Origin of the sequence: Thermus sediminis (assembly GCF_003426945.1) — a bacterium.
GTDB lineage: Bacteria > Deinococcota > Deinococci > Deinococcales > Thermaceae > Thermus > Thermus sediminis.
The window spans coordinates 1,881,850-1,905,357 of record NZ_QURO01000004.1 but is presented as its reverse complement, the minus strand read 5'-3'; the positions used below and the strand labels follow the sequence as shown (position 1 = coordinate 1,905,357).

29 protein-coding genes, 1 pseudogene and 1 riboswitch are annotated in these 23,508 nt (G+C 70.8%); of the genes and pseudogenes, 25 read left to right on the top strand and 5 right to left on the bottom strand.

The window, feature by feature from the left end:
- The first annotated feature begins 20 nt into the window (after positions 1-20).
- Both ATI37_RS10860 and ATI37_RS10855 read left to right on the top strand, forming a co-directional pair.
- Entirely contained in the window at positions 21-584 is a 564-nt protein-coding gene (locus tag ATI37_RS10860) for a sigma-70 family RNA polymerase sigma factor (RefSeq protein ID WP_117238357.1), read from the top strand.
- Positions 574-1,185, top strand: coding sequence for an anti-sigma factor (locus ATI37_RS10855; RefSeq protein ID WP_117238356.1), 612 nt, complete (start codon positions 574-576; stop codon positions 1,183-1,185). Before ATI37_RS10860 ends, ATI37_RS10855 begins: the two co-directional genes overlap by 11 nt.
- Here ATI37_RS10855 and ATI37_RS12525 read toward each other — a convergent pair.
- Positions 1,182-2,387: a peroxiredoxin-like family protein gene (locus tag ATI37_RS12525; RefSeq protein ID WP_117238355.1), complete on the bottom strand. Its 1,206-nt coding sequence runs from the start codon at positions 2,385-2,387 to the stop codon at positions 1,182-1,184. The genes ATI37_RS10855 and ATI37_RS12525 overlap by 4 nt on opposite strands.
- Positions 2,388-2,499: 112 nt before the next feature.
- Here ATI37_RS12525 and ATI37_RS10845 point away from each other — a divergent pair, with 112 nt between their 5' ends.
- From ATI37_RS10845 to ATI37_RS10795, 12 genes and pseudogenes are all read left to right on the top strand, one after another.
- The gene (locus ATI37_RS10845) at positions 2,500-3,132 is read left to right on the top strand and encodes a ferritin-like domain-containing protein (protein ID WP_232822504.1); all 633 of its coding nucleotides are present in this window, start codon (positions 2,500-2,502) and stop codon (positions 3,130-3,132) included.
- A 2-nt stretch (positions 3,133-3,134) separates the two neighbouring features.
- A complete protein-coding gene (locus tag ATI37_RS10840; RefSeq protein ID WP_117238354.1) occupies positions 3,135-3,629 on the top strand; it encodes a CHRD domain-containing protein in 495 nt (164 codons plus the stop codon).
- A gap of 68 nt (positions 3,630-3,697) precedes the next feature.
- Positions 3,698-3,781: pseudogene (locus ATI37_RS12520) on the top strand (hypothetical protein); the annotation flags it as partial.
- Positions 3,782-3,790: 9 nt separating this feature from the next.
- Positions 3,791-4,057 carry a hypothetical protein gene (locus tag ATI37_RS10835; protein WP_232822503.1) on the top strand — a complete coding sequence of 89 codons (267 nt, stop codon included), beginning with the start codon at positions 3,791-3,793 and terminating at the stop codon, positions 4,055-4,057.
- A gap of 145 nt (positions 4,058-4,202) precedes the next feature.
- Positions 4,203-4,691 (top strand): carboxymuconolactone decarboxylase family protein, encoded by a 489-nt coding sequence (locus ATI37_RS10830; RefSeq protein ID WP_117238353.1) that lies wholly within the window; start codon positions 4,203-4,205, stop codon positions 4,689-4,691.
- Positions 4,688-5,482 carry a GGDEF domain-containing protein gene (locus tag ATI37_RS10825; protein ID WP_117238352.1) on the top strand — a complete coding sequence of 265 codons (795 nt, stop codon included), beginning with the start codon at positions 4,688-4,690 and terminating at the stop codon, positions 5,480-5,482. Before ATI37_RS10830 ends, ATI37_RS10825 begins: the two co-directional genes overlap by 4 nt.
- A 271-nt stretch (positions 5,483-5,753) precedes the next feature.
- Positions 5,754-6,557: a hypothetical protein gene (locus ATI37_RS11715; protein ID WP_232822502.1), complete on the top strand. Its 804-nt coding sequence runs from the start codon at positions 5,754-5,756 to the stop codon at positions 6,555-6,557.
- The gene (locus ATI37_RS12255) at positions 6,488-6,931 is read left to right on the top strand and encodes a YncE family protein (protein ID WP_117238351.1); all 444 of its coding nucleotides are present in this window, start codon (positions 6,488-6,490) and stop codon (positions 6,929-6,931) included. Before ATI37_RS11715 ends, ATI37_RS12255 begins: the two co-directional genes overlap by 70 nt.
- Positions 6,928-7,353 carry a hypothetical protein gene (locus tag ATI37_RS10810; RefSeq protein WP_117238350.1) on the top strand — a complete coding sequence of 142 codons (426 nt, stop codon included), beginning with the start codon at positions 6,928-6,930 and terminating at the stop codon, positions 7,351-7,353. Before ATI37_RS12255 ends, ATI37_RS10810 begins: the two co-directional genes overlap by 4 nt.
- 2 nt (positions 7,354-7,355) lie before the next feature.
- Complete coding sequence (locus ATI37_RS10805; protein WP_232822501.1) at positions 7,356-8,243, top strand: metal ABC transporter substrate-binding protein; 888 nt, start codon at positions 7,356-7,358, stop codon at positions 8,241-8,243.
- A gap of 2 nt (positions 8,244-8,245) precedes the next feature.
- Positions 8,246-9,448 carry an outer membrane protein assembly factor BamB family protein gene (locus tag ATI37_RS10800; protein ID WP_117238349.1) on the top strand — a complete coding sequence of 401 codons (1,203 nt, stop codon included), beginning with the start codon at positions 8,246-8,248 and terminating at the stop codon, positions 9,446-9,448.
- A 10-nt stretch (positions 9,449-9,458) separates the two neighbouring features.
- Positions 9,459-9,860, top strand: a complete 402-nt coding sequence (locus ATI37_RS10795; protein ID WP_117238348.1) for a SaoD/DsrE family protein — start codon at positions 9,459-9,461, stop codon at positions 9,858-9,860.
- 4 nt (positions 9,861-9,864) lie between these two features.
- Here ATI37_RS10795 and mog read toward each other — a convergent pair whose 3' ends face one another.
- Complete coding sequence (gene mog / locus ATI37_RS10790; RefSeq protein WP_232822529.1) at positions 9,865-10,365, bottom strand: molybdopterin adenylyltransferase; 501 nt, start codon at positions 10,363-10,365, stop codon at positions 9,865-9,867.
- A 20-nt stretch (positions 10,366-10,385) separates the two neighbouring features.
- Positions 10,386-11,315 (bottom strand): CobW family GTP-binding protein, encoded by a 930-nt coding sequence (locus ATI37_RS10785; RefSeq protein WP_117238346.1) that lies wholly within the window; start codon positions 11,313-11,315, stop codon positions 10,386-10,388.
- Between the two features lie 74 nt (positions 11,316-11,389).
- Here ATI37_RS10785 and ATI37_RS12515 point away from each other — a divergent pair, with 74 nt between their 5' ends.
- Both ATI37_RS12515 and ATI37_RS10775 read left to right on the top strand, forming a co-directional pair.
- Entirely contained in the window at positions 11,390-12,316 is a 927-nt protein-coding gene (locus ATI37_RS12515; RefSeq protein WP_269801878.1) for a TroA family protein, read from the top strand.
- Positions 12,261-12,572 carry an antibiotic biosynthesis monooxygenase family protein gene (locus ATI37_RS10775; RefSeq protein WP_117238345.1) on the top strand — a complete coding sequence of 104 codons (312 nt, stop codon included), beginning with the start codon at positions 12,261-12,263 and terminating at the stop codon, positions 12,570-12,572. The genes ATI37_RS12515 and ATI37_RS10775 overlap by 56 nt, the downstream gene beginning before the upstream one ends.
- A 43-nt stretch (positions 12,573-12,615) precedes the next feature.
- Here the strand turns inward: ATI37_RS10775 and ATI37_RS12245 are convergent, their stop codons facing one another.
- Positions 12,616-13,512, bottom strand: coding sequence for a hypothetical protein (locus ATI37_RS12245; protein ID WP_232822500.1), 897 nt, complete (start codon positions 13,510-13,512; stop codon positions 12,616-12,618).
- Positions 13,513-13,637: 125 nt separating this feature from the next.
- On the opposite strand from ATI37_RS12245, the gene ATI37_RS10765 reads away from it, so the two are divergent.
- Both ATI37_RS10765 and ATI37_RS10760 read left to right on the top strand, forming a co-directional pair.
- The gene (locus ATI37_RS10765) at positions 13,638-15,026 is read left to right on the top strand and encodes a cytochrome c (protein WP_117238610.1); all 1,389 of its coding nucleotides are present in this window, start codon (positions 13,638-13,640) and stop codon (positions 15,024-15,026) included.
- Positions 15,023-16,204: a hypothetical protein gene (locus ATI37_RS10760; protein WP_157969090.1), complete on the top strand. Its 1,182-nt coding sequence runs from the start codon at positions 15,023-15,025 to the stop codon at positions 16,202-16,204. Before ATI37_RS10765 ends, ATI37_RS10760 begins: the two co-directional genes overlap by 4 nt.
- Before the next feature lie 227 nt (positions 16,205-16,431).
- Here the strand turns inward: ATI37_RS10760 and cobT are convergent, their stop codons facing one another.
- Positions 16,432-17,454 (bottom strand): nicotinate-nucleotide--dimethylbenzimidazole phosphoribosyltransferase, encoded by a 1,023-nt coding sequence (cobT, locus tag ATI37_RS10755; protein ID WP_117238343.1) that lies wholly within the window; start codon positions 17,452-17,454, stop codon positions 16,432-16,434.
- A gap of 164 nt (positions 17,455-17,618) precedes the next feature.
- Between cobT and ATI37_RS10750 the strand changes: the two genes are divergently transcribed.
- From ATI37_RS10750 to ATI37_RS10720, 7 genes are all read left to right on the top strand, one after another.
- Entirely contained in the window at positions 17,619-18,158 is a 540-nt protein-coding gene (locus ATI37_RS10750) for a histidine phosphatase family protein (protein ID WP_117238609.1), read from the top strand.
- A 34-nt stretch (positions 18,159-18,192) separates the two neighbouring features.
- A riboswitch (cobalamin riboswitch) is annotated at positions 18,193-18,332 on the top strand.
- A 102-nt stretch (positions 18,333-18,434) separates the two neighbouring features.
- On the top strand, positions 18,435-19,103 hold the full coding sequence (locus tag ATI37_RS10745) for a HoxN/HupN/NixA family nickel/cobalt transporter (RefSeq protein WP_117238342.1): 669 nt from the start codon (positions 18,435-18,437) through the stop codon (positions 19,101-19,103).
- Complete coding sequence (locus ATI37_RS10740; RefSeq protein ID WP_117238341.1) at positions 19,100-20,200, top strand: cobalt-precorrin-5B (C(1))-methyltransferase; 1,101 nt, start codon at positions 19,100-19,102, stop codon at positions 20,198-20,200. Before ATI37_RS10745 ends, ATI37_RS10740 begins: the two co-directional genes overlap by 4 nt.
- Positions 20,193-20,891 carry a precorrin-8X methylmutase gene (locus tag ATI37_RS10735; RefSeq protein WP_198665553.1) on the top strand — a complete coding sequence of 233 codons (699 nt, stop codon included), beginning with the start codon at positions 20,193-20,195 and terminating at the stop codon, positions 20,889-20,891. Before ATI37_RS10740 ends, ATI37_RS10735 begins: the two co-directional genes overlap by 8 nt.
- On the top strand, positions 20,892-22,124 hold the full coding sequence (gene cbiE / locus ATI37_RS10730) for a precorrin-6y C5,15-methyltransferase (decarboxylating) subunit CbiE (RefSeq protein WP_117238340.1): 1,233 nt from the start codon (positions 20,892-20,894) through the stop codon (positions 22,122-22,124). It abuts the gene before it with no gap.
- On the top strand, positions 22,109-22,768 hold the full coding sequence (locus ATI37_RS10725; RefSeq protein ID WP_117238339.1) for a precorrin-2 C(20)-methyltransferase: 660 nt from the start codon (positions 22,109-22,111) through the stop codon (positions 22,766-22,768). The genes cbiE and ATI37_RS10725 overlap by 16 nt, the downstream gene beginning before the upstream one ends.
- Positions 22,765-23,508, top strand: a complete 744-nt coding sequence (locus ATI37_RS10720) for a cobalt-precorrin-4/precorrin-4 C(11)-methyltransferase (RefSeq protein WP_117238338.1) — start codon at positions 22,765-22,767, stop codon at positions 23,506-23,508. The genes ATI37_RS10725 and ATI37_RS10720 overlap by 4 nt, the downstream gene beginning before the upstream one ends.

Sequence of the window (23,508 nt, the reverse complement as noted above, 5' to 3'; positions counted from 1 at the left end):
CGTATGGTAGCTTAGGGGCGATGGACTCCCGTAGCCCCACCGAGGCCCTCTCCGATGAGGCCCTTCTGGCCTTGGTGGCCCGCGGCGACGAGGAGGCCTTCCGCACCCTGTTCCGCCGCTACGCGGGGAGCTTCCTGGCCCTGGCCCGGCGGATGGGTCTGGATGGGGCGGCAGGGGAGGATGTGGTGCAAGAAGCCATGGTACGGGTCTGGGAAAAGGCCAAGGAGTTTGATCCCAGGCGGGGAAGCGCCCGGGCTTTTCTCCTCACCTTGGGCCACCGCGCCGCGGTGGACGAGGTGCGCCGCCGGGCGGCGCGCCCCAAGCCCCTGGAACCAGACCCCGAGGAGGAGGGGTTTGACCTCCCGGGTCCGGGCCTGGACGAGGAGGGACACCTGGACCGGTCCCGGCTGGGATCGGCCCTGAAATTCCTTTCCCCGGAGGAGCGGCGGGTGGTCCAGGTCCTCTACTACCAAGGCCACACCCACCAGGAGGCGGCCAGGCTCCTTGGGGTTCCCCTGGGCACCCTGAAGACCTGGGCCAGGAGGGCGCTCCTGAAGCTTAAGGAGGTGCTCCGTGAGCCTTGAGGAGGCCCGGGAGCTCCTGCCCCTCTACGCCCTGGGCGCCCTATCCCCGGAGGAGCGGGCCCGGGTGGAGGAGGCCTTGAGGCGCTACCCGGAGCTCTGGCCCGAGGCCAAGGCCCTCCTCGAGGCCGCGGCCAGCCTGGCCCAGGACCTGCCGCCGGAGCCCGTGCCCCCAGGCCTAGAGGAGAGGGTCCTCCGCCGCGTGCGCCGCCCCAGGGCCTGGCCACTCCTCCTGCGGGCGGCCGCCGTCCTGGCCTTCTTGGCCCTGGGCTACGGCGCCTACTTTGGCCTCTCCTGGACCCTGGCCCTGAGGGAGGCCTCCACCCAGGTCCTGGGGCTGGTGAGCCCTGAGGGGGCCCCCGCGGGCCGGGCCGTCATCCTAGGGGACGGAAGGGCCCTGGTGGTCCTGAAGGCCCCCCGGCCCTCCGGCCGGGTCTACCAGGCCTGGGGACTGGGGGAGGGGGCTCCCATTCCCCTCTCCACCTTCCGCCTGCCCCTTAAGACCCTGCGTCTGCCTCCGGAGGCCAGGGCCCTCGCCGTCTCCCTGGAACCCCCCGGGGGAAGCCCGAGCCCCACGGAGATCATTGGCCTGCCCAAGCCCTAGGGGACATCCCCCCCTTGGGCCCAGGCCACCACCGCCTCTAAGGGGAGCCGGTCAGCCCCATTCCGCCCGTAGTGGGCCCTGGCGATGCGTAGGTCCTCGCCGATGAGGAACTCCGCGGGCATGCGCAGGAGCTCCCCGTCCGTGGACCCGTGGGGGATGCCCAGGCGGAGCCCCTCCAGATAGTAGGGGATGGCCCGGGGGTCCAGAAGGCCCAGGAGGGAGTTGCGGGTCCGGTAAAGGGCGTGGACCCGGTCCTCGGGGTCGGCCAGGATGGGGAAGGGGGGGTTCTGCCGCCCCACCCGGCCCAGGAGGGTCGCCCGTGGGGAGCCGAAGACCCCCACCACCTCCACCCCCAGGGCCTTGAGCCTGGGGTAGGCGGCCTTTAGCTCTTGGACCCGGCGGTTGCAGAAGGGGCACCCCCCGTGGCGGAAAAAGGCGAGAAGGGTCTTCCCACCCCGCCTCTCTCCTAGGCTGAAGCGCCGCCCGTCCAGGGCGACCAAGGTGAACTGGGGGGCGGGGTCCCCGGGGAGGAGGGCGGGACCGGGGTCGTGGGCCACCTCCACGAGGCCCAGGGCCTCCAGAACCCTCAGGCGCAGCACGAAGGCCCGCCAGGGGTAAAGCCCCTGGCTGGCGGCCAGGGCCAAGGGGGCTCCCCCAGCGAGGAGGCCCAGGAGGCGGAGGTCCTGGGCCTCTAGAGCCAGAAGCCTGGGGCCCGCCTCCCCAAGGTCCTGGGGGACGCGGAAACGGGCCAAGGGGTCCAGAGGGGGCCCTGGGGGATGGGCCTCCCCTTCCGCCTCCTCCAGGAGGGCCTCCACGGGAGGCCCCTCCGCGGGCAGCCCCTTCCCCTGGAAGCGGAAGGCTGCCTCCCGGTCCAGAAGGGGGCTTAGGGCGACCACGAAGCGGAGCCTCTGGACCCGAGGGCCCTCGGGGAGGGCGGCGGGTCGCAAGCCCGTGGCCAAAACCCTCCTCCAGGCGGCGATCCTCTGGGGGGAAAGACCCAGGGCCTCGAGGGCCAAGGCAATCCGGGGGGCTAGGGGGCCGCCCAGAGCCACCAGCCGGCCTTGGGCTAGGTCCAGGCTGAGGCCGAGGCCGGGGGCGAAGACCAAGGTGAGGCGGCCCGTGTGCCCGTGGCGGGCCAGGAACCCCAGGAGGTCCCTGGGGGTGGCGCCTGTCGTCCAAGGGGGAGTGGTCAACGTGGGCATCCTGCCCCTCCTTACGGCCGGGGCGGGGGATGCGGATGCCCACATCCAAAGCTCCCCCAGTGGCCGTAGGGAGGGGTGGAGGGACGGCAAGGGCCCTCCAAAGGAGGGAAGTATGGAGAAGCTGGAGCGCAACCTGGCGCGCAGGCAGTTCGTGAAGGTCTTGACGGCCGTGGGCCTCTCCTCGGCCTTCGCCGGGCACCTGGTGGGGCGGGCCCTGGCCCAGGCCGGGCGGGGCCCCTCGGACCTGGACATCCTGCAGCTGGCCCTCACCGCGGAGTACCTGGCCGCCGACGCCTACGCCCGCAGCCGCTTCGGGGGGTTTGAGGGCCTGGTGAAGGACTACCTGGAGGCTGCCCAGGAGCAGGAGGAGGCCCACGTGAAGGCCCTGCGGGACACCATCACCTCCTTGGGCGCAAGGCCCGTGGAGCGGCCCAACTTCACCTACCCCGTGGAGTTCCTGCCCCGGAACCAGCTGGCCATCCTCCGCCTCCTCAACGCCCTGGAGGACGCCTTCGTGGGGGCCTACCTGGGGGCCCTCCCCCTCATCGGCAACAAGGAGATCCTAAAGGCCGCCGGGGCCATCCTGGGCAACGAGGCGGCCCACCGGGCCACGGTGCGGGCCTCCCGCATCCTCCTCGGGGACAGGGAGCTCCCCGGACCCCGCTCCCCCGCGGACCGGGCCTTTGAGGTGGCCATCACCCCTGAGGAGGCCCAGCGGGCGGTGGGGGGCTTCATCCGGAGGTAGGCGTGCGGCGGCGGCAGTTCCTGGCCTTGGCCGCCCTGGCCCTGCCTGCCCTAACCCGTTCGCAGGCGCAGGCAACCCCGGCGGTGGTCCGCTCCGTGGTCCTTACCGGGAAGGAGGTGGTGCCAAACCCTACCCCGAGCCCCGCTGTGGCCGTGGTGAGCCTCAGGGTGGAGGGCCGGGTCCTGGACATCCTCGGGGCGGTGGCCAACCTCCAGGGCCCCTTCCGGGACTACCGCCTGGACCCCGTGGACGACCCCGCCCTGAACGCCCGCCTCACCAGCGCCGTCCACCTCCACCGGGGGCCCAGGGGGGCGAACGGCCCGCTCCTCCAGGCCCTCAGGGTGGAGCCCGGGCCCGATGGGCGGAGCGCGGCCTTCCGGGACCGGATTGAGCTTGGCCTCGAGGACCTAGCCCGCCTGCGCCGGGGGGAGCTCTACTTTGACATCCATACCACCGCCTTCCGGGGGGGCGAGGTCCGGGGGCAGATCCTGATCTAGGTCCGAGGCCATGAGGGGGCAGGGGCAACCCTGCCCCCCTTGCCGCATCCAACTGTCACAACGGGGCCGCCCCCCTCATCACCGACAAGCAGAACGTCCTGGCCCCCGCGGCGGGCATCCTGGCGGCCGAGGCCTACCACGCGGGCGCGGTCCGCCAGTACTTGAGCACGATCCGCAACCAGCCTGTACCCGGCACCGGCCTCACGGTGGAAGCCCTGGCCAACGCCATCGCCAACGCGCGGAATACCCTGGCAGGAGGCGGGGATGAGCCCCTTACCAAGATGGGCACGCCCAACATCGTCCCGGCCGACCCAAACGGCGTGGTCTTCAGCCGCACCACGGATGGGGTTCTGAAGATCGTCTACCTGAACCCAAAGAAGCAACCCGGTGGCTTCTTCCCGCAGGGCCTGAACGGCCAGATCAGGTAACCCTCAGGCCCCCCGGCCGGGGGGCCTGTTATACCCTTTCTTCCTGGTTCCTTCGTTCTACCAGCTCAGAAAAGCCTCCTGGACACCTTCTGCCGGGGCCCCCATGCTGGCTTAGGCCAGCATGGGGTGGTACTATAATGCTCCTATGGGAGAAACCGAGCGGGAGATCGTGGCGGAGCTGGGCCTCGGCCTTGTGCCCAACGCTTTCGCCTGGGCTAGTGAGGTTCCCGAGGTCCAGACCGCTCTCTGGAAGGCCTTCCGGCACGTGATCCTCCGGGGGACCCTGCCCCGGACCGTCAAGGAGATGATGGGGGTGGTGGCCTCAAAGCGGGTGGGCTCCGAGTACGCGGCCCGGGTTCACCTGCACGCCCTCATGCTCCAGGGGGTGGAGGAGCCCCTCCTGCGGGCGCTGGAGCGGGGGGAGGTCCCAGAGGGCCTTCCCCCCAAGGTAGCGGGCCTCCTCCACTTCGCCCACAGCGCAGCCCCCCACCCCCACGACCCAGCCCTACTGGCTCCTCTTCGGGAGGCAGGCCTCACGGAGGCCGAGGTCAAGGAGGCCGTGGCCACCCTGGGCCTTTTCCGGATGGTGAACGCCTGGACCGACCTCCTGACCATCCCAGTGGATGCGGTGTGAACGTAGAGGCCCTACTCCTCCGCCTGCTCCTCCTGCACGAGGTGACCAGCCGGTTTCCCGAAGCAGGGTTCACCGAGGTGCTGCGGCGAGCGGAGGAGGGTGTGGGCTGGATCTTCCCCGGCGCCAGGCTCCGGGTGCTCTCCCAAGAGGAAGGCAGGGGCCAGCCGGAGCGAGGCCTGGCGCGTTTGGCGGGAAAGGTGGGCTATGGGGCCTACTTCCCTGGCCCCCCGAACCCTTTCTACCTTTTCCTGGACTACCCCCAGGTAGAGGAGGTTCAGGAGTTGCGCCTGGCAGCCCTCTTCCTGGACCACCTCCTTGCCGCCCTGAAGGGGGCTGGATACCGGGATGAGCTGGAGCGGCAAGCCCGTACGGACTGGCTCACAGGCCTGGCCAACCGTAGGGCCCTGGAGCGCGTCCTAAGGAGAGGCCTCCCCCTAGGGACAGCCTTCCTCCTCATGGACCTGGACGGCCTAAAAGCGGTCAACGACCAGGAAGGACACCTGGCAGGGGATGCTCTCCTCAAGTCCTTCGCCTCCCTCCTCCAGGGGCTGGCCCAAACCCACGGGGGGAAGGCCTTCCGCCTAGGGGGGGACGAGTTCGCCCTCATCCTCCCCAGGGAAGCCCTCAAAGAGGCCCTCGAGACCCTCCAGGCGTTTCCCGTAAGCGTGGGGACAGCCCTCCCCGAAGAGGCCCAGGGAGAAGCCCTTCTGGACCTGGCCGACCAGAGGATGTACCGAGAGAAGCGTCGCAGAAAGGGACTGTCCCCCGAGGCTTCCCAAGTATCCTTCTAGGGGGCCCGAGGTCTCGCAGCATCCGGTCCTAGACTCTAGCCAAAGGGAAAACTCCCTCCCCCCTTATGAGCTGGGGGAGAAATGGGGAAGCGGGTTGAACCCCACTCGAGGCCGACTAGCCAGGGGACCGGGGCATCGGGAAGACGCTTCAAGTGGGGCGTTTACGCCGCAGAGCTTCGGGATGGGCCCTTGAGGGTAAGGGTTGGCCTCACCTCATGGGGGATTGACATGATAATGCATTTTCAATACTATTTTGCCCGGAGGTGCGCGGATGCGAAGCGCGACAACGCTTCTCTTGATAGCCCTGTTGGGAGCAGGCTTGGCCCACAGGGCTGTCCCTGAGGTGAAGGAGGCCTACCAGGCCGAGGCGCGGCTCTTCGCCCTGGACAACCGCCCGGGCCATAGCCGCCTCCTGGCCCTGGACCTACCCGGGGGCAAGGCGGTGGCCGAGCTTAGCCTCCCCCCCATGGGGATGAGCCTGGTGGCCACCCCCTCGGGCCGGTACCTCCTGGTCTCCCGGGGGCGGGACACGGACCGGCAGTGGCTCACCGCCGTCTGGACGGGAAAGGAGGAGGGGCGGTGGAGCCGGCCCGTGATCGCCAAAAGCCTTCTCCTGGGCCGGGGGTGGAACATCGGCCACGGGCAGGAGGCCTACACCCACGGGGGGCGGCTTCTGGCCTTCGCCGAGCGGGATGCCGTGGCCTTCCTCTTCCCTGAGGAAAGCCTAGCCCCCGAGGCCGCCTTCCAGGCGGAAAGGCTACGGCTTCCCAACCCCGACCACTACCACGTGGTGGAGGCCCCGGAGGGGGTCTACCTCACCCTCCTGGGCCGGGGGCAGGTGGTCCTCTACCCCCAGGGCCTCGGGGGGGAGGAGGGGGGCGCTTCCCCTGCCCCATTGAGCACGGGGAGGCCTTCCACAAGGAGACCGGCCGGAGCTTCTTCGCCTGCGCCCGGGATGTCCTGGTTCTGGAAAGAGGCCAGGAGCGGGCCCGCCTGGCCTACCCCGTGGCCGGGGAGCGGATCGGGGCCTTCCTGGAGGGGGAAGGGGCCTTCTTCGGCTACTCGGACGGGGTGAAGCACCTCCAGCGCCTGGACCCTGAGGCCCTGAGCCTCACCCCCATCCCCTTGGGAGGGGTCTTCCTCAGGGGGAAGTCGGACGGGAAGCGGCTTTACGTCCTCCTCAGTGACGGCAGGCTCCAGGTGCGGGAGGCCCGGGAGGGAGGGCTCCTCAGGGAGGTCCGGGTGGCTCCGAGGCCCTTCCCAGAGGCCGATGAGGACACGGGCGGGGCCATCTACCCCGACCTGGCCCCCTGGCCCGAGAAGAGGCTCGTCTATGTGAGCCTTCCCCACCTGGGCCTGGTGGCCGAGGTGGACGGGGAGCGGGGGCGGGTCCTCCGCTACCTGCGCACGGGGGGTAGCCCCACCCGCCTGGTCCTGGTGCGGCCATGAACCCCATGCCCGTGGTCATGTACCTGATGGGCCTCGAGGCGGAACACGGCCTCCTCACCGCCCTGGGCTTCGCCAAGAGGCCCCACCCCGAGGGGATAGGCTCTAGCCTCTACCTCCGGGAGGAGACCCTCCTCCACTCCACCGGCCTCTGGTACCGGGGGGTCCTCTACCTGAGGCCCAAGGAGCGCTTCTACCGGGCCCCCATCCCCCCTTACCCCCCGGCGGTCCACCCCGAGGCCGAGCCCCTGGACTTCCGGGAGGGGCTTCGGCACTTCCTCCCCTTCCTCAAGGAATACGAGGCCGCCGTGATCCGGCTCCGGGGAGAGGGGCGGGGGCGGTACCTCAGGCGGCTTCCCCCCGGGGCCAAGCGGCACCTCAAGGACTGGAAGGCCCTCCTGGGAGGGCCCCATATAGGAGGTTAGGCGTGCGGAAGTTCTCTAGTTTGGTCCTTTTCCTCGGCCTGGCCTTGGCCCAGGGCCTAGCCCTGGCCCAGGCCCCGGTGGTGGCCACCACCCCGGTCCTGGCCAGCATCGCAGGGGAGGTGGCGGGAGGGCGGTTCCGGGTGGGGAGCGTGGTGCCCATGGGGGCGGACCCCCACGTCTTTGACCTCCGGCCCTCCACCGCCATGGAGCTCTCCCGGGCCAGGCTCCTCTTCGCCAACGGACTGGGCCTCGAGCCCTACCTGCCGAGGCTTAAGAACCTCCTCCCCCGGGGGGCCCGGGTGGTGGAGCTGGCCCCCAGGATGCCGGACCCCATCTGCGGCCTCCTGGGCCTCAGGGAGAAGGGGGTCCACCTCCACGGGGACTGCGACCCCCACATGTGGCTGGACCCCACCTACGGCGTGCGCTACGCCGAGGAGATGGCCCAGGAGCTCTCCAGGCTGGACCCCCAGGGGAGGGAGGCCTTCCTTAGGAACGTGGATTCCTTCCGCAGAAGGGCCCTCGAGGAGGACGCCAGACTCCGCGCCTGCTTGGGAGAAACGCGCCTTCGGGTGGTGGTGGCCCACCTCTCCCTCTCCTACCTGGCCCGCCGCCACGGCATGGAGATCCTGGGGGCCCTCCGGGACACCCACGGGCGGGACGAGGGGGTGCGGGCCCGCATCGCCCTCATCCGGGAGGCGGAGCTCAGGGGCGTGGACCTGGTGGTGGCCGAGCCCCAGTACGACCCCGCCCCCATGCGCCTCCTGGCCCAGGAACTGGGGGCCAGGATGGTGGTCCTGTACACGGATGTCCTGGACCGGAGGGTGCCGAGCTACCTGGAGCTCCTCCGTTGGAACCGGGAAAGGCTCTGCGAAGTGGTGAAAGGAGGTTAGGCATGTGGACGACAACGGTTAGGCAGGTTTTAGGCGTGGCGGTTTTAGGTCTAGCCCTGGCCCACAGCGGCCACGAGACCGCCCACTCCAAGCACGGGGCCCACGGCCACCATCACGATGAGGAAAAGCTCTTCACCCGCATCGCCGTGGCCGATGCCCGAAGCCCCCTGGTCCTGGTCCTGGAGGAGGAGGGGAAGGAGCTTGCCCGCTTCACCGTCCCCTCCCCCGCCGCCCTCTACCCCCTGCCCGGGGGGCAGTACGTCCTCATGGTGCACCGGGCGGGGAACGCTGTGGGCTTCCTCTGGGGCGGCCTGCGCCTGGAGGACCACGGGGACCACCAGGACGTGAAGCCCGAGAACCCCTACGTGGCCGCCACCCTGCGCACCGGCCCTAGGCCCACCCACGTCTTCGTGGACGACCGCTGGGCGGCGGTGTTCCACGATGGGGACGGCACCGTGGCCCTCTTTGACCTGAGGCGGCTGGGCTTGGACTTCACCCCCAGGCTCGTCGCCACCGGGGGCGCGGACCACGGCTCGGTGGCCGTGGTGGGGGAGAGCGTCCTGGCAGGAGGGGTAGAAGGGGGCCGCCTCGAGGTCTACACCCCGGGGGGCCAGAGGGTGCTCACCCTCCCCCAGGCCTGCCCCCGGCTTCACGGCCAGGCGGTCCTAGGGGACTGGGCGGCCTTCGGTTGCGCGGACGGGGTTCTCCTGGTCCAGCGCCAGGGCCGGGGCTTCCTGGGGCGCAAGCTCCCCAACCCGCCCGGAACCCCCGATGGGACCCGGGTGGGCACCCTCACGGCCCACCCCGCCCACCCCTTCCTCGTGGGCAACTTCGGCCAGGGCCTGGCCCTGGTCCACCCAAAGGAGGGGAGGCTCGAGGTCCTCCCCCTTCCCGCCAGGCCCTGGCGCTTCGCCTTTGACCCGGAGGGGGAGGGGCTTTACGTCCTCACCGAGGACGGCCGCCTCCACCGCCTGGACCCCGGGACCCGGAGGGTGGTCTGGAGCCTAGAGGCCGTAAGCCCCAGGGCCCAGGGCGCCCCCGCGTCCGGCCTGGCCGTAGGCCATGGGGTGGCCTACCTCACCGACCCCCAGAAGGGGGAGGTGGTCCGGGTGGACCTGAAGGAGGGGAAGGTGGGGGCCCGCCTGCAAGTTGGGGGCGCGCCCTCCGGCATCGCCCTCTTCCAGGTGGTGGGCGTGGAGCACTAAAGGGGGCGGAATGAGGGTAGCCTACATCCTCTCTAGCCCCCGGGCCGCCAGCCATAAGCTGGGCCAGATGATCCTCCCCCAGCTGGAGGCGGGGACCCACGGGGTGGAGGTGGTGGGGATCTTCTTCTTTGACGACAACACCCTGATCCTCCAGAGGGGGAACCCCATCGGCGAAAGGCTCTCCCGCCTGGCCCGGGAGAAGGGCCTCCTCCTCATGATGTGCGACCTCTGCGCCCTGGAGCGGGGCCTGGCCATGGGGGAGCCCCGGTGGTGCTCCCTGGAAGGGGAGGGCCGGAGGGAGCCCGGGACCTGCTGGGTGGCCCCCCACGTGGTGGAGGGGGTAGAAGTGGGGTGCTTCCCGGACCTCTACGCCGCCTTGGCGGGAAAGGTGGACCAGGTAATCACCCTCTAGTGCCCTAACCCCAAGGGGGCCCCGGCTCCAGGCCGGGGCCTTCCTCTAGCGCCCCGATGAGGCGGAAGAGGGCGGGCAGGGCTGGGAGCACGGCCCCCAGGCAGGTGGGGATGGCCTTGGGGTTGCCCGGCAGGTTGAGGATGAGGCTCCGCCCCCGCACCCCCGCTACCCCCCGGTAGAGGATGGCCGTGGGCGTGTCCTGGAGGCTTGCCGCCCGGATGGCCTCGGGTAGGCCGGGCATGGGCTTTTCCAGGAGGGGAAGGGTGGCTTCCGGGGTCACGTCCCTGGGGGCAGGCCCCGTGCCCCCCGTGGTCACCACGAAGCCCGAGGAGGCGGCCAGTTCCAGGATGGCCCCCTGGATAGCCTCCACCTCGTCGGGGACCAGCAGGTAGCGGAACTCCAGGCGGTAGGGGAGGGCGTCTTCCAGGTAGGCCCGCACCGCGGGTCCGGAAAGGTCCTCGTAGACCCCCTGGCTGGCCCGGTCGGAAACGGTCAGGACGCCCACCCTAAGCAAGGGTTTTCCCTTCACGTCCCACCTCCGAAGACCCACCTGGCCCCTTCCTCTAGGGCCCTGCGGTCCAGCCCCTCCCCGATGAAGACCAGGCGGTTCAGGCCGTCCCTGGCCTCGGCAAAACCCAGTTCCAGGTGGCCCAGGACCAAGTGGAAGACCAGGGGCTTGGGGGCCTCCCGGAGACGGACCACCCCCTTGCCCCGGAGGAGACGGGAGCCGTGCAGGAGGAGAACCCCTTTGAGCCAGGCCTCGAGGTCCCCCAGGGAGGCCTCCCCTGGGAGGACCAGGCTCAAGGACTCCACTCGGGCGTGGGCGTGGAGGTGGACCCCAGGGGGGAGGATGCGTAGGCTCCGGGGCGGGAAAAGGACCTCCTCCACCCCCACCCCCTCCCCCCGGACGATGGGCCGAACCTGGGCCGTGGGGTTCAAGGCCTTGAGCCGGTCCAAGGCCTCCTCCCCTCCAGGGGCCAGGTCCACCTTGGAAAGGAGGATCAGGTCGGCCAGGGCCAGCTGGGCCCCGGCCTCCGGGTAGGCGAGGTGGGCCTCGAGGTGGAGGGCATCCGCCAGGGCCACCACCCCCGCCAGCCGGTAGGCCTCCTTGACCCCCGGGGAGGCCAGGGTGGCCAGCACGGGGCCGGGGTGGGCCAGCCCGCTGGTCTCCAGCAGGAGGTGGCCGGGAGGCTCCCCCCGGGCCAGGCGGGCTAGGGCCCAGACCAGGTCCTGGGAACGCCCGCAGCACACACACCCATCCGCCAGGGGAACCACCCTTTCCCCGGGGATCAGGTCCCCGTCCAGGGGTACCTCTCCAAAATCGTTGACCAGCACCGCCATCCCGGGCCGCTCCCGGAGGAGGCGGTTCACCAGGGTGGTCTTGCCGCTTCCTAGAAAACCCGTAATCAGGGTCACGGGGACGCGCCCGTCCCTTCCCCTTTCACCTAAGGCCATGGCGGAACCTCCCCGGCCATTTGAGAAGAGGTTATCACACCTTTCCCGAGGAAACCAGGAGGGATAATGGAGGCATGCGGGTGGCGAGCCTGGTCCCCTCCGGGACCCTCATGCTCCGGGCCCTAGGGGTGGAGCCCGTGGGGGTGAGCCATAGCTGCCCTAACCCCCAGGGCCTCCCCGTGCTCACGGAAAGCCTGATCCCCGAAGGGCTCTCCCAGGAGGAGATAGACCGGAGGGTGCGGGAGGCCTACCGGCAGGGGCTTTCCCTCTACCAGGTGCGGGGGGAGGTGCTCTCCGCCCTGGCCCCCGACCTGCTGGTGACCCAGGGGGTCTGCGAGGTCTGCGCCCCCACCCCCAAGGAGGTGGGCCTGGCCTTGGACTTCCTGGCTAGGGCGCCCAGGGTGCTGGAGCTTCGGGGAAGGCGCCTGGGGGACCTCTTCCAGGACCTGGAGGCCCTGGGCCGGGCCCTGGGGAGGGAGGGCGAGGCCCTGGCCCTGGCGGAGGCCCTGAAGGGGAGGCTGGCGGCCCTCCCCCCACCCCCCTCCCCCAGGCCCCGGGTGGTCTTCCTGGAGTGGCTGGACCCCCCGTACCTGGGGGGGCACTGGGTGCCGGAGGTGGTGGCCCTGGCGGGCGGGGCCTACCTGGGCCCAGGCCCCGGGGAGGCGAGCCGGAGGGTGTCCCCAAAGGAACTCCCCGAGGCCGAGGTGGTCCTCCTGGCCTTCTGCGGCTACGGCCTGGGGGAGGCCCGGGAGGCGGTGGCCCGCCACCTGGCCCGGGGCGGGTGGCTGGGGGAGTACCTGGAGGGGAGGAGGGCCTATCTCCTGGACGCTGCCCCCTTCCAGGCCCTCACGCCCCTCACGGTGGAGGGGGTGGGCCTCCTGGCCCGGCTCCTCCGGGGGGAGGGGGGCCTGGACCCGGGAAGCGCCGCCCCTTTGGAGGTGAAGGGTGTTCGTGACCATGAACCGCATCCCCGTGCGGCCGGAGTACCGGGAGAGGTTTGAGGAGGCCTTCCGCCAAAGGGCCCGTCTGGTGGACCAGGCGCCGGGGTTCCTGCGCAACCTGGTCCTCAGGCCCAAGGACCCCGGGGACCCCTACATCGTCCTGACCTTCTGGGAGAGCGAGGCCGCCTTCCTGGCCTGGACCCAAAGCCCCGCCTTCCGCGAGGGGCACGCCAGGGGCACCCTCCCCAAGGAGGCCTTCCTCGAGCCCAGCCGGCTGGAAGCCTACGCCGTGGTCCTGGATTCGGAGGCGGGCTAAGTACCCCACAGCGGCGGGGGCCCCAAAAGGGCCTGACCCGGGCCTAGGGCCCCACCCCCGCCCTCAGGGCCCTCCCCCCCTCCTCGAGGGGGGCTGTCCCATGCCCGGCAAGCCTCAGGCTATACCGGGCTAGGCGCAGAAAGTCCAGGTCGGAGAGGCCAAACTTATTGCGAAGCCCCCTAAGGTGGTAGCGCACCTGGTACCCCTCCAGGCCCGTGGCCTGAGCGAGGGGAAAGGTTCGGAGCGTGCCCAGGGCTCCCACGGCCCTGAAGACCGCCCTTTCCCCGGGCCTCAGGCCAAGCCCCCCCCGCCCCATAAGGCCCTCCGCCAGGGTTTGGGGATCATCCCTGCGGGTAAGGAAGGTCCAGGACCTGGGGTCCCAGGCCCGGACCCCCGCCGGGGTGCGCCAGATCACCCTTTGGCCCAGCTCCATGTGTTCCAGATCCGCCAGCCTGATGCCGCTTCCCCCCATCAGGGAAACCCGGATTCCCCGCCCCTCCAGGGCGGCGAAGACCAAAGCATAAAGCTCAATCTCCTTGGTGTAGAGCACCACCTGCAAACGCACCACCTCCCTTCGCCCAAAACCAGAGCCATAGGCCGCCTTTCCGGTCTGTGCGGCGGGAGGGGCCCGGGGCGCAAAGAGGGCCGCCGGGGGCTGGGGATACCCCTTGTGAGGCGTGGGGCGGACCCACAGGACCTCCAGGGGGCTTGGGGGAGCGGGCTCCTCCAGGACCAGGGCCCCCGAGGCCACCTGGAGGCCGCAGAGGGGGGAGTGCTCGGGGGGCCTCTCCTCCCCCGAGGCCTGGCAGAGGTCGGCCCTCAGGGAGGGGTTTTGCACCTGCATGAGGTACATCTGCAGGACCACCCCGGTGGAGGCCGCCAGGGTGAGGGCCAGGTAGAGCCCCGCCAGGAGAAGCCTTTGGGGACCTTTAACCCCCATCCTTTACCTCCCTAAGGTAGCGCCGGGCAAGGGACGTTCGTACTCTCCTAAGGGGAGGAAGGCTGGCCTTGGCACCCCCGCTACCTTGAGGGTAGGCCTTGAAAGGGGCCCGCAAGGAGGTGAGGATGTACCCGGTCTGGGAAGGTTTCCTGATCCACTCGGCCATGGTGGTGGGCATCATCGCCGTGGCCCACGTGCTCTTTTCCCACGTGACCGTGGCCGCCACCTGGTTCAACTGGTGGGTGGAGCGGAAGGCCCTTGTGGAGAACAAGCCTTACCTACAGGACTACCTGAAGGCCTCCGCCCTACGGCTCCTCATGCTGGCCTACACCCTAGGGGCCATGTTCGGGGTGGGCATCTGGTTCTCCGTCACCGCCAGCAACCCCAGGAGCATCTCCACCCTCATCCACAACTTCGTCTTCTACTGGGCCGCTGAGTGGTTCTGGTTCATCATTGACGTCTTCGGCATCGCCGTCTACTACTACACCTTCGGCCGGGTAAGCCCCAAGACCCACGCCCGCATCGGGCTGATCCTGGCCCTGGCGGCCAGCGGGACCCTGGCCATCATCGTGGGCATCCTGGGCTTCAAGCTCACCCCTGGGGCCTGGCTTGAGACCGGGCTCAGCCTGGACGGCTTCTACAACCCGTCCTTCTGGCCCATGCTCCTGGCCCGCTTCGCCCTGATGTTCGCCCTGACCGCCCTCTACGCCCTCGTGGTGGCGGGTAGCCTTCCCAAGGACCACCCGGCCCGGCAGGAGGTCATGCCCCTGGCGGGCAAGGTGGGGCTTGTGGGCCTGGCCCTCGGCGTGGCCCTGGTGGTCTTCTGGTACGTGCCCAGCCTGCACGAGCACGCCAAGACCATGCTCCGCCTCCCCCAGGCCATCCAGCCCGTCTTCTACATCAAGATGGCGGTGGGGGTGATCGCCACAGGCCTGGTTCTCCTCCTAGCCCTCCTGGCCCCCAGGAGGGTGGGCGCCCCCTTGGGCTATCTGGCCCTCGCCCTGGCCTTCCTGGGGCTTTTCGGCGCCGAGCGGACCCGGGAGGTGCTGCGCAAGCCCGACGTCATCTACGGCTACATGGCCTCCAACCAGATCATCTATGCCGAAAAGGCGCCTCGAGGGGTGAAGGCCGAAGCCCCCCGGCTGAACGAGGAAGGGATCCTCGGACGGATGCCCTTCGCCGTGGCGCCGGGGGCTAAGGGAGCGGGGCCCACGGCCGGCCTGGACCCCGTGGAGGCGGGTCGGGCCCTGGTGGCGTTGCAGTGCTCCAGCTGCCACACCGTCAGCAAGAACACGGCCTTCCTGGGGGGTCTGCGGCCCCTGCCCGCCCTCCTGAAGAGGCGTGGGATGACCACCGCCCCCGCCATCCGGGCCTACCTGGAGGCCATCGGAGGCTTCCCCTACATGCACCCCACGGTGGGTACCCCCGAGGAGCGGGAGTACATGGCCCTCTACCTGGAGAGGATGGTCAAGGAGTTCTTCCCCGAGCTCAAGGCTGAAGGAGGTGCCCAATGACGCCCGAAGCCCTTCTGTCCATGCGGGACCCCCTGGGAGCCCCCATCCACCCCCTGCCCCTGCAGATCCTCCTGGTGGTGACCTACGTCCTGCACATCCTCTTCGTGACCACCGCCATCGGCGGCCTGACCCTGGGGCTTTACGGCCTCAGGCGGTCCGAAGAGAACTGGCGGCGCCTGGCCCAGGTATCCATCCGCCTGGCCGTACAGTCCACGGGCCTCGGCATCACCATGGGCATCGCCCCCCTCCTCTTCGTCCAGGTGATCTACGACCCCGCCTGGTACTCGGCCACCACCACCATGGGGCTTTGGACCACCCTCTTCATCCCCGTCGTCGCCATCGGCTACTTCCTCCTCTACGTCCTCTACCTGCGGGGCAACCTGGCCGGGGTGGGGTACGTCTCCTTAGCGCTCCTACTGCTGGCGGGCTGGATCATGCACAACCTGGCGAGCTACGGCCTCTACCCCTCCCGGTGGGTGGAGTGGTACGCCCCGGGCGGCGTGGCGGACACCCGGGGCCTGGCCTTCCACGGCTCCAACCTCCCCAGGTTTGGGGCCCTGCTCTTCGGGCAGGCGGCCCTCTCCCTGGGAGTCATGCTCCTCCTCTTCGCCTGGTACTTCCGCAGGCGGGAGGACGTGCCCAGGGACTTCCTGGCCTTTGTGGAGGGCCAGGCGAAGGGGGCCCTGCGCCTTGGGGCCCTCCTCTTCGGGCTCCTGGGCGCCCTCTGGGCCCTCACCCAGGGCGCCGAGGTGGGCCTCACCCTTCCCATCCTCCTGGTGGTGGCGGCCGTGGCCCTGGTCTTCTACGGGCATAGCGCCAGGGCCCGGATGGAGGGGGCCTTGGGAACCCTGGGCCTCTACCTGCTGGCCCTCCTAGTGGTGGGTGTCCTCCGGGAGGGCATGCGGGCCTCGGCCCTGGGCCGGCTGGGCTACTCCGCCATGGGTTATCCGTACGTTTGGGACTGGGGCTCCATCCTCTTCTTCGTGGCCACCGGGATCGCCGCGGTCCCCGTCATCGTCTACCTGGCCCAGGTCCTCTACGCCTCCGGCCAGAAGCCCCAAGGGGCTGACCCCTCGGCAGGAGTGGAGCGGTTCGGCGACCTCGGGGTCCGGCTCCTGGTGGGGTGGTTCCTCTTCTACTTCGCCCTAGGGCTCTTCGTGGTGGTGCGGAACCTCTAGGGGGTATTCCCCTTGGGGCCCGGGCTAGCGCCCGGGCCCCCTTCCATCCCGCCCCGGCCACCAGCCAAGGGCCCACGTCCAGCTTTTAGAGCGCAGGATACCTGGGTTGGGGCTTTGGGGGGCGTCACGCCGCCCCATGCTGGCCCAAGCCAGCATGGGGGCCCCGGCAAAGGGTTCCCGGGAGGTTTTTCTGAGCCGGCAAGCGAGGGAAACGGGAAGAAAAGGCATCAGCTCCCGGGGCTCACCCCCGCCTCGGTGAAGGTGGCCATGTGGAGGATCCGGGCCGCCGCCCGGAGGAGGGGCATGGCCAGGACCGCCCCCGTCCCCTCCCCCAGGGCCAGGTCCAGGTCCAAGAGGGGCCTGAGGCCCAGGGCCTCCAGGACCGCCCGGTGCCCGGGCTCCCGGGAGAGGTGGCCGGCGAAGGCGTAGGGGAGGACCCTGGGGTCTAGGCGGCTCGCCAGGAGGAAGCCCGCGGAGACGGGAAAGCCGTCCAGGACCAGGGGCACCCCCCACTCCGCCCCTTCCAGGTAGATCCCGGCGATGGCCAAAAGCTCCAGCCCCCCCACCTCGCTGGCCACCTCGAGGGGCCCCATCCCAGGCCGGAGGCGGGCCAGGGCCCTCGCCACCGCCTCCCGCTTCCGCCTTAAGCCCTCCTCCCCCACCCCCGTCCCCCGGCCCACCACGGCCTCGGGAGGGAGGCCGAGAAGGGCGGCCGTCAGGGCGGAAGCCGCGGTGGTGTTGCCGATGCCCATGTCCCCCGCGGCCAGCACGGTGGCCCCCGCCTCCAGGGCCCGCCTGGCCGCCTCCCGGCCCGCCAGGAGGGCCCTTTCCGCCTCCTCCGGGGCCATGGCGGGGCCCTGGGCCAGGTTGGCGGTCCCCTCCCGCACCTTGGCCTTAAGGAGCCTGGGGTGGTCGGGAAGCTCCCCCATGACCCCCACGTCCAGCACGTAGACCTCGCAGTCCGCCACCCGGGCGAACTGGTTGATGGCGGCCCCTCCTTGGAGGAAGTTCAGGACCATCTGCCGGGTCACCTCCTGGGGGTAGGCGGAGACCCCCTCGGCCACCACCCCGTGGTCGGCGGCGCAGACCACCACGGCCCCAGGGCCAAGCTCCGGCTTCACCCGGCCCTGGATGGCGGCGAGGCGGAGGGCCACCTCCTCCAGGAAGCCCAGGGAGCGGGGAGGCTTGGTGAGCTGGTCCATGCGGGCCTGGGCCTCTGGAAGCTCCACTGGAACCCTTGGGCGTTCCATGAAGGCCTATATTAACATAGCGCCCCTCCATGTCCGGGCCCGCCTCTAGGGGGCAAGGGCCCTGGGTAGGGTAGACCCGCCCCTCCTCCCTCCCGCTTGGGGCCCCCGGGGCGCTTCGGGAGCCGGAGGCCCGAGGCCCCGGCCAGGTGGGGTAGGCTATGGGCATGGAGCTTTGGCTCGTGCGCCACGGGGAGACCCTTTGGAATCGGGAGGGGAGGCTTCTCGGCTGGACGGACCTCCCCCTTACCCCCGAGGGCGAGGCCCAGGCCCGGGCCCTAAAGGGCCTCCTCCCGCCCCTCCCCGCCTACAGCTCCGACCTCAGGCGGGCCCTCCTGACGGCGGAGCTTGCGGGCTTCCGCCCAGAGGCCACCCGGGCCCTCAGGGAGATCCACTTCGGGGCCCTCGAGGGGGCCCTCTGGGAAGGGCTGGACCCCGTCCACAAGGAGGCCATGCTCCGCTTCCAAGGTTTCTCTCCCCCGGGAGGGGAAAGCCTTTCCGCCTTTCAGGAGCGGGTTTTCCTCTTCTTGGAAAGCCTTCAGGCCCCTGCCCTCCTCTTCACCCACGGCGGGGTGATCCGGGCCGTCCTTCGGGCCCTGGGGGAGGACGGCCTAGTCCCTTTGGGGAGCGCCCTGGTGGTGGACTGGCCCAGGCGGGTCCTGGACCGGCTCGGCCCCGGGGTTGACAGGGGCGCAGGCCAGGAGTAGAAAGAGGGCCAAGCCCCCCAGAGGGGCCCACGCGGCCGGGGTGCCCCAGGGCCCGGATGCCCTGGGGCAACAAAGGGGGAAGACCGGTGAAAGTCCGGCGCTGTGCCGCAACGGTAACCGGCCCCAACGCCAGGCCCTAGCCTCTTGGCCGGAAGCCCGAATGCCCGCCCCGGCGCGCGCCTCACCTGCCCCCGAGCAGGGGCGAAAGGAGGCAAGGATGAAAGGAGCCGGTTTCCGGTTAGAGCCTATCCTCTCAGCCCCAAAGGCAGGTACCCCATGAGCGGGCTAGACCTCCTGGCCGTGGCCCTGGGGATGCGCCACGGGGTAGACCCCGACCACCTGGCGGCGGTGGACGGCCTGGCCCGGGTGCGCCCTTCCCCCTATGTGGGCCTTCTCTTCGCCCTGGGGCATGGGGCCATCGTCACCCTCCTGGCCTTCCCGGCAGCGGCCCTCCTCCAACGGGTGGACCTGGAGGCCCTCCACCTCCCTGCCCTTCTCCTCCTCCTGGTGGCGGGGCTAAACCTCCACCGCCTCCTAAGGGAAGGGGCCGTGGGGAAGCCCCCCCCTCCCCGCCTTCCCCTCCTCAACCCCCTCCTCCTCGGGGTCCTCTTTGGCCTGGGGTTTGAGACGGCGAGCCAGCTCTCCGCCCTGGCCCTCGCCGCCGAGCTCTCCCCCCTGCGCCTGGGCCTCCTCTTCACCCTGGGGATGCTGCTCGTGGACGGGGTGGACGGGCTCCTGGCGAGCCGCCTGCAGAACCTGGCCCGGGACTCGAGGCGGGCCCAAAGGGCAAGCCGCGCCCTGGGGTGGGCGGTGGTCTTCCTGAGCCTGGGCCTGGCCCTGGCGGAGCTCGTGGCCCTGGACCTCGAGGCCCTGGCCCTGCCCCTGGGCCTAGGCCTCTTCCTCTTCCTCCTGGGCCTTAGGGCCTACGCGTTGAGGCCGGCATGAGCCACCCCTACCCCCCGCCCCGGGACAAGAGGGGAAGCCGCATCGGCTTCACCACCGGGGCCAACGCCGCCGCTGCGGCCAAGGCCGCCGCCCTGGCCCTGCTGGGGGAGGCCCCCAAGGAGGTGGACATCTGGCTCCCCGCAGGCTGGCGGCAGCCCTTTTCCGTGTTCCGCCTGGAGAGGAAGGGGGACGGGGTCCTGGTGGGGATGATCAAAGACGCAGGGGACGACCCCGACGTGACCCACGGGGCGGAGATCCAGGCCTTCGTGCGCCCGGCCAGCGAGGACCGGCTGGAGGGGGGCGAGGGGGTAGGGGTCGTGACCAAACCGGGCCTCGGGGTTCCCGTGGGGGAGCCCGCCATCAACCCCGTGCCCCGGCGCATGATCTGGGAGGCGGTGCGGGAGGTGACGGCGAGACCCCTCGCCATCACCATCGCCATCCCCGGGGGGGAGGAGCTGGCCAAAAGGACCCTCAACCCCAGGCTTGGGGTTCTCGGGGGGCTCTCCGTCCTGGGGACCACAGGGGTGGTGAAGCCCTACTCCACCAGCGCCTTCCGCATGAGCGTGGTCCAGGCCGTGGGGGTGGCCCGGGCAAACGGCCTCCTGGAGATCGCCGCCACCACCGGGGGCAAGAGCGAGCGCTTCGCCCAGAGGCTCCTCCCCCACCTGCCGGAGATGGCCTTCATCGAGATGGGGGACTTCGTGGGGGACGTCCTCAAGGCGGCGAGGAAGGTGGGGATCGCCCTGGTGCGGATCGTGGGCATGATCGGCAAGATCTCCAAGATGGCCGACGGGAAGACGATGACCCACGCCGCCGGGGGCGAGGTGAACCGGGACCTCCTCCAGAGGCTCCTCCGGGAGGCCGGGGCGAGCCCCAGGGCCTTGCGGGAAGCGGAAGGGGCCACCACCGCCCGCCGCTTCCTGGAGCTTGCCTTGGAGGAGGGGTTGGAGCCCTTCTTTGTGAATCTGGTCCGGCTGGCCCAGGAGAGGCTCCAGGCCTACATCGGGGAGAGGCCCGCGGTGAGCGTGGCCCTCACGGACTTTGATGAGGGGCGGTGCCTTGCCGCCTGGCCGGACCGGGAGGCCTACCGTGGATGACCTGATCCAGTCCCAGAAAAACCCCGCCCACCAGATGACGGCCAAGGGGCGGGCCATAGAGGAGGCGAGCTTCCGCATGGTGGACGAGGAGGCCGGGCCCCACGGCTTCTCGCCCTTGGAGTGGCCCGTGGTGCGCCGGATGATCCACGCCACCGCCGACTTCCAGTTCAAGGAGCTCACCCGCTTCAGCCCAGGGGCGGTGGAGGCGGGGCTTGAGGCCCTGAAGGGGGGCGCCCGCATCCTGGTGGACGCCCGGATGATCGCCTGCGGCCTGAACCCAGAGAGGCTCGCCCTCTTCGGCAACGAGGTGGTGGAGCTCCTCTCCCACCCCGAGGTGGTCCAAAGGGCCAAGGCCACGGGGGGAACCCGGGCCGAGGCCGCCGTGGACTACGCCGAGGAGCAGGGACTCCTGGAGGGGGCCATCGTGGGGGTGGGGAACGCCCCCACCTTCCTCCTGGCCCTGGTGGGGGCCATAGGGCGGGGGGCCCAGCCCGCCCTGGTCCTGGGGATGCCCGTGGGCTTCGTGAACGTGCTGGAGGCCAAGGAGGCCCTCATGGCTTCGGGCGTGCCCTGGATCGTCACCCTGGGGCGGAAGGGAGGGTCCACGCTGGTGGTGGCCGCCCTCCACGCCCTCATCCGCCTGGCCGCAGACGGGGGCGTGGACACCTCTGGGGCGGGGAGGGAGGGCTAGATGGGCAGGGTCTACCTCATCGGCCTGGGGGCGAGGGGCAGGGAGGCCTTAAGCCTCGCCGCCCTGAGGCGGGTGGCGGAGGCGGAGGTCCTCATCGGAGGGGCGAGGCACCTGGCCCACTTCCCCGAGCACCAGGGGGAGAGGGTGGCCATCCGGGGCCCCTTGGAGCCCCTCCTGGACCTGGCGGAGGCCCGGGCGCGGGAGGGGAGGGCGGTGGCCTTCCTGGCCTCGGGGGACCCCCTCTTCTACGGCATCGGCAAGAGGGTCTTGGAGCGCTTCCCCGAGGCTGAGGTCCACCCCGCCCCCACGGCCTTCCAGGAGGCCTTCGCGAGGCTCGGGCTACCCTGGGACGGAGCCCGGCTCTTCTCCCTCCACGGGAGGCCCCTGGGGGGGACGCTCCTGGAGATCGCCCTCTCCCCCCTCTCCGTGGTCTACACCGACCCCGAGAACAGCCCAAACCGCATCGCCGAGGCCCTTTTGCAGATGGGGGCGGGGCCTTTCCGGGCCCATGTGGCCGAGCGCCTGGGGGAGGCGGAGGAGAGGGTGCGGAGCTTCGAGGGCCTCGAGGCCCTGGCCCGGGAGGCCTTCCTGGACCCCAACGTCCTCATCCTGGAGGCCAAAGGGCCCCTGCCCTCCCGCCTCGGCTTCTTCCCCGACGAGGCCTTCGAGCGGCGCATGCCCAAAAAGGGCCTCATCACCAAGCGGGAGGTGCGCCTCCTGGCCCTGGGCCTCCTGGGCCTTCCCCCGGACGGGGTGCTCTGGGACATCGGGGCGGGAACGGGGAGCGTGGGGATCGAGGCGGCGAGGCTCGCCCCCTTGGGCCAGGTCTACGCCGTGGAGAAGAACCCGGAGTCCTGGCCCCACATCCTGGAGAACGCCCGCCGCCACGGGGCCCACAACCTCACCCTGGTCCGGGGGGAGGCCCCCGGGGCCCTGGAGGGCCTGCCCGCCCCGGACGCGGTCTTCGTGGGAGGAAGCGGGGGGGAGCTCCCCGCCATCCTGGAGAGGAGCCTGGAGGCCCTGAGGCCCGGGGGAAGGCTGGTAGTGGCCGCCATCACCCTGGAAAACCTGGCCGCCGCCTACGCCTTCCTCAAGGGAACGGGCCTCCCCTTGGAGGGCTTCCAGGTGCAGGCGAGCCGGGTGGTGCCCCTCCTGGGCTACCACCGCCTGGAGGCGCAAAACCCCACCACGCTCCTCGCGGTGCGGAAGGAGGCGGGATGCGGCTCTACCTGATTGGCGTGGGCCCGGGGGACCCGGAACTCCTCACCCTGAAGGCCCTCAGGCTCATCCAGAGCCTCCCCGTCCTCTTCTACCCCAAGGAGGCGGACCGGGAACCCCTCGCCCTCCGCATCGCCCGGGCCCACATCCCCGAGGGCAAGCCCCTCCTCCCCCTTCCCCTCTTCACGGGGAGCGAGGGGGAAAGGCGGGAGGAGGCCAGGCGGGAGGCGGCCAGGGTCCTGAGGGAGGCCCTGGCCCGTTACGGGGAAGGGGGGTACCTGGTCCTGGGGGACAGCCTCCTCTACGCCTCCCCCTGGAACCTCCTCCCCCACCTGGAAGGGGTGGAGGTGGTGCCGGTCCCCGGGATCAGCGCCCACCAGGTGGCGGCCGCCAGGGCCAAAAGGCCCCTGGCCATGGGGGAGGAGGGGTTTGCGGTCCTCACGGGGCTCAAGGGGGTGGACCCCGAGGGGCTAGGCCGCTTCCGGAGCGTCTTCCTCTACAAGGCCAAGGACCCTAAGGCCCTAGGCGAGGCCTTCCCTGGCTGGCGGGGCCTCGTCTTCCTGCGGCTTGGGATGCCGGGGGAGGCGGTCCTCCCCTTGGAGGCCTTCGAGGGGCCGAGGGACTACTGGACCCTCTTGGGGCTTTGGAGGGAGGGATGAGGCCCGTGGTGCACGTGGTGGGCGGGGGGCCGGGAGACCCCGAGCTCCTCACGGTGAAGGGGGCGAGGCTTTTGGCCGAGGCCCGGTTCGTCCTCTACACGGGAAGCCTCTTCCCCGAGGAGGCCCTAAAGGGGCTTGCCCCAAGGGCGGAGCTTCGGGACTCCAAGGGGATGGTCCTGGAGGAGATCGCCCTCCTCCTTGCCGGGGAGGCCGGCAAGGGGGGCGTGGTGGTGCGGCTCCACTCCGGGGACCCGGGGCTTTACGGCACCCTCCTGGAGGAGAAGGAGGCCCTGGAGGCCCTGGGGGTGGAGGTGGCCGTGGTCCCCGGGGTCACCGCGGCCTTCGCCCTGGCCGCCCGGGCCGGGGTCCCCCTCACCGCCCCCGAGGTGGCCCAGGCCGTGGCCTTCACGCGGCTTGGGGTGAGGACCCCCGTCCCCGAGGGCCAGGACCCGAGGAGCCTGGCCAGGAGGGGCCTTACCCTGGCCCTCTACCTCTCCGGCATGCACCCGAGGAGGCTCTCGCGGGAGCTCCTGGAGGCGGGCCTCCCCGGGGATACCCCCGTCCTCTACGGCCACCGGGTGGGCCAGCCGGGGGAGGAGGTGGGGCTGACAGACCTGGAGGGCCTCTCCCTTCTCCCCCCGCGGGACACCACGGTCTTCCTCGTGGGGGAGGCCCTGAGGGCCAGGGGCCTGAGGAGCCGGCTCTACGACCCCAGCTTCCGGCACCGCTTCAGGAGGTGA

What these genes read in the sequence shown, in the direction of transcription:
- ATI37_RS10860 (WP_117238357.1), top strand. Translation starts at nt 21, where the DNA reads ATGGACTCCCGTAGCCCCACCGAGGCCCTCTCCGATGAGGCCCTTCTG.
- ATI37_RS12525 (WP_117238355.1), bottom strand. Translation starts at nt 2,387, where the DNA reads ATGCCCACGTTGACCACTCCCCCTTGGACGACAGGCGCCACCCCCAGG.
- ATI37_RS10845 (WP_232822504.1), top strand. Translation starts at nt 2,500, where the DNA reads ATGGAGAAGCTGGAGCGCAACCTGGCGCGCAGGCAGTTCGTGAAGGTC.
- ATI37_RS10830 (WP_117238353.1), top strand. Translation starts at nt 4,203, where the DNA reads ATGGGAGAAACCGAGCGGGAGATCGTGGCGGAGCTGGGCCTCGGCCTT.
- ATI37_RS11715 (WP_232822502.1), top strand. Translation starts at nt 5,754, where the DNA reads ATGCGAAGCGCGACAACGCTTCTCTTGATAGCCCTGTTGGGAGCAGGC.
- ATI37_RS10810 (WP_117238350.1), top strand. Translation starts at nt 6,928, where the DNA reads ATGAACCCCATGCCCGTGGTCATGTACCTGATGGGCCTCGAGGCGGAA.
- ATI37_RS10800 (WP_117238349.1), top strand. Translation starts at nt 8,246, where the DNA reads ATGTGGACGACAACGGTTAGGCAGGTTTTAGGCGTGGCGGTTTTAGGT.
- ATI37_RS10795 (WP_117238348.1), top strand. Translation starts at nt 9,459, where the DNA reads ATGAGGGTAGCCTACATCCTCTCTAGCCCCCGGGCCGCCAGCCATAAG.
- ATI37_RS10785 (WP_117238346.1), bottom strand. Translation starts at nt 11,315, where the DNA reads ATGGCCTTAGGTGAAAGGGGAAGGGACGGGCGCGTCCCCGTGACCCTG.
- ATI37_RS12515 (WP_269801878.1), top strand. Translation starts at nt 11,390, where the DNA reads ATGCGGGTGGCGAGCCTGGTCCCCTCCGGGACCCTCATGCTCCGGGCC.
- ATI37_RS12245 (WP_232822500.1), bottom strand. Translation starts at nt 13,512, where the DNA reads ATGGGGGTTAAAGGTCCCCAAAGGCTTCTCCTGGCGGGGCTCTACCTG.
- ATI37_RS10765 (WP_117238610.1), top strand. Translation starts at nt 13,638, where the DNA reads ATGTACCCGGTCTGGGAAGGTTTCCTGATCCACTCGGCCATGGTGGTG.
- ATI37_RS10760 (WP_157969090.1), top strand. Translation starts at nt 15,023, where the DNA reads ATGACGCCCGAAGCCCTTCTGTCCATGCGGGACCCCCTGGGAGCCCCC.
- cobT (WP_117238343.1), bottom strand. Translation starts at nt 17,454, where the DNA reads ATGGAACGCCCAAGGGTTCCAGTGGAGCTTCCAGAGGCCCAGGCCCGC.
- ATI37_RS10750 (WP_117238609.1), top strand. Translation starts at nt 17,619, where the DNA reads ATGGAGCTTTGGCTCGTGCGCCACGGGGAGACCCTTTGGAATCGGGAG.
- ATI37_RS10745 (WP_117238342.1), top strand. Translation starts at nt 18,435, where the DNA reads ATGAGCGGGCTAGACCTCCTGGCCGTGGCCCTGGGGATGCGCCACGGG.
- ATI37_RS10740 (WP_117238341.1), top strand. Translation starts at nt 19,100, where the DNA reads ATGAGCCACCCCTACCCCCCGCCCCGGGACAAGAGGGGAAGCCGCATC.
- cbiE (WP_117238340.1), top strand. Translation starts at nt 20,892, where the DNA reads ATGGGCAGGGTCTACCTCATCGGCCTGGGGGCGAGGGGCAGGGAGGCC.
- ATI37_RS10725 (WP_117238339.1), top strand. Translation starts at nt 22,109, where the DNA reads ATGCGGCTCTACCTGATTGGCGTGGGCCCGGGGGACCCGGAACTCCTC.
- ATI37_RS10720 (WP_117238338.1), top strand. Translation starts at nt 22,765, where the DNA reads ATGAGGCCCGTGGTGCACGTGGTGGGCGGGGGGCCGGGAGACCCCGAG.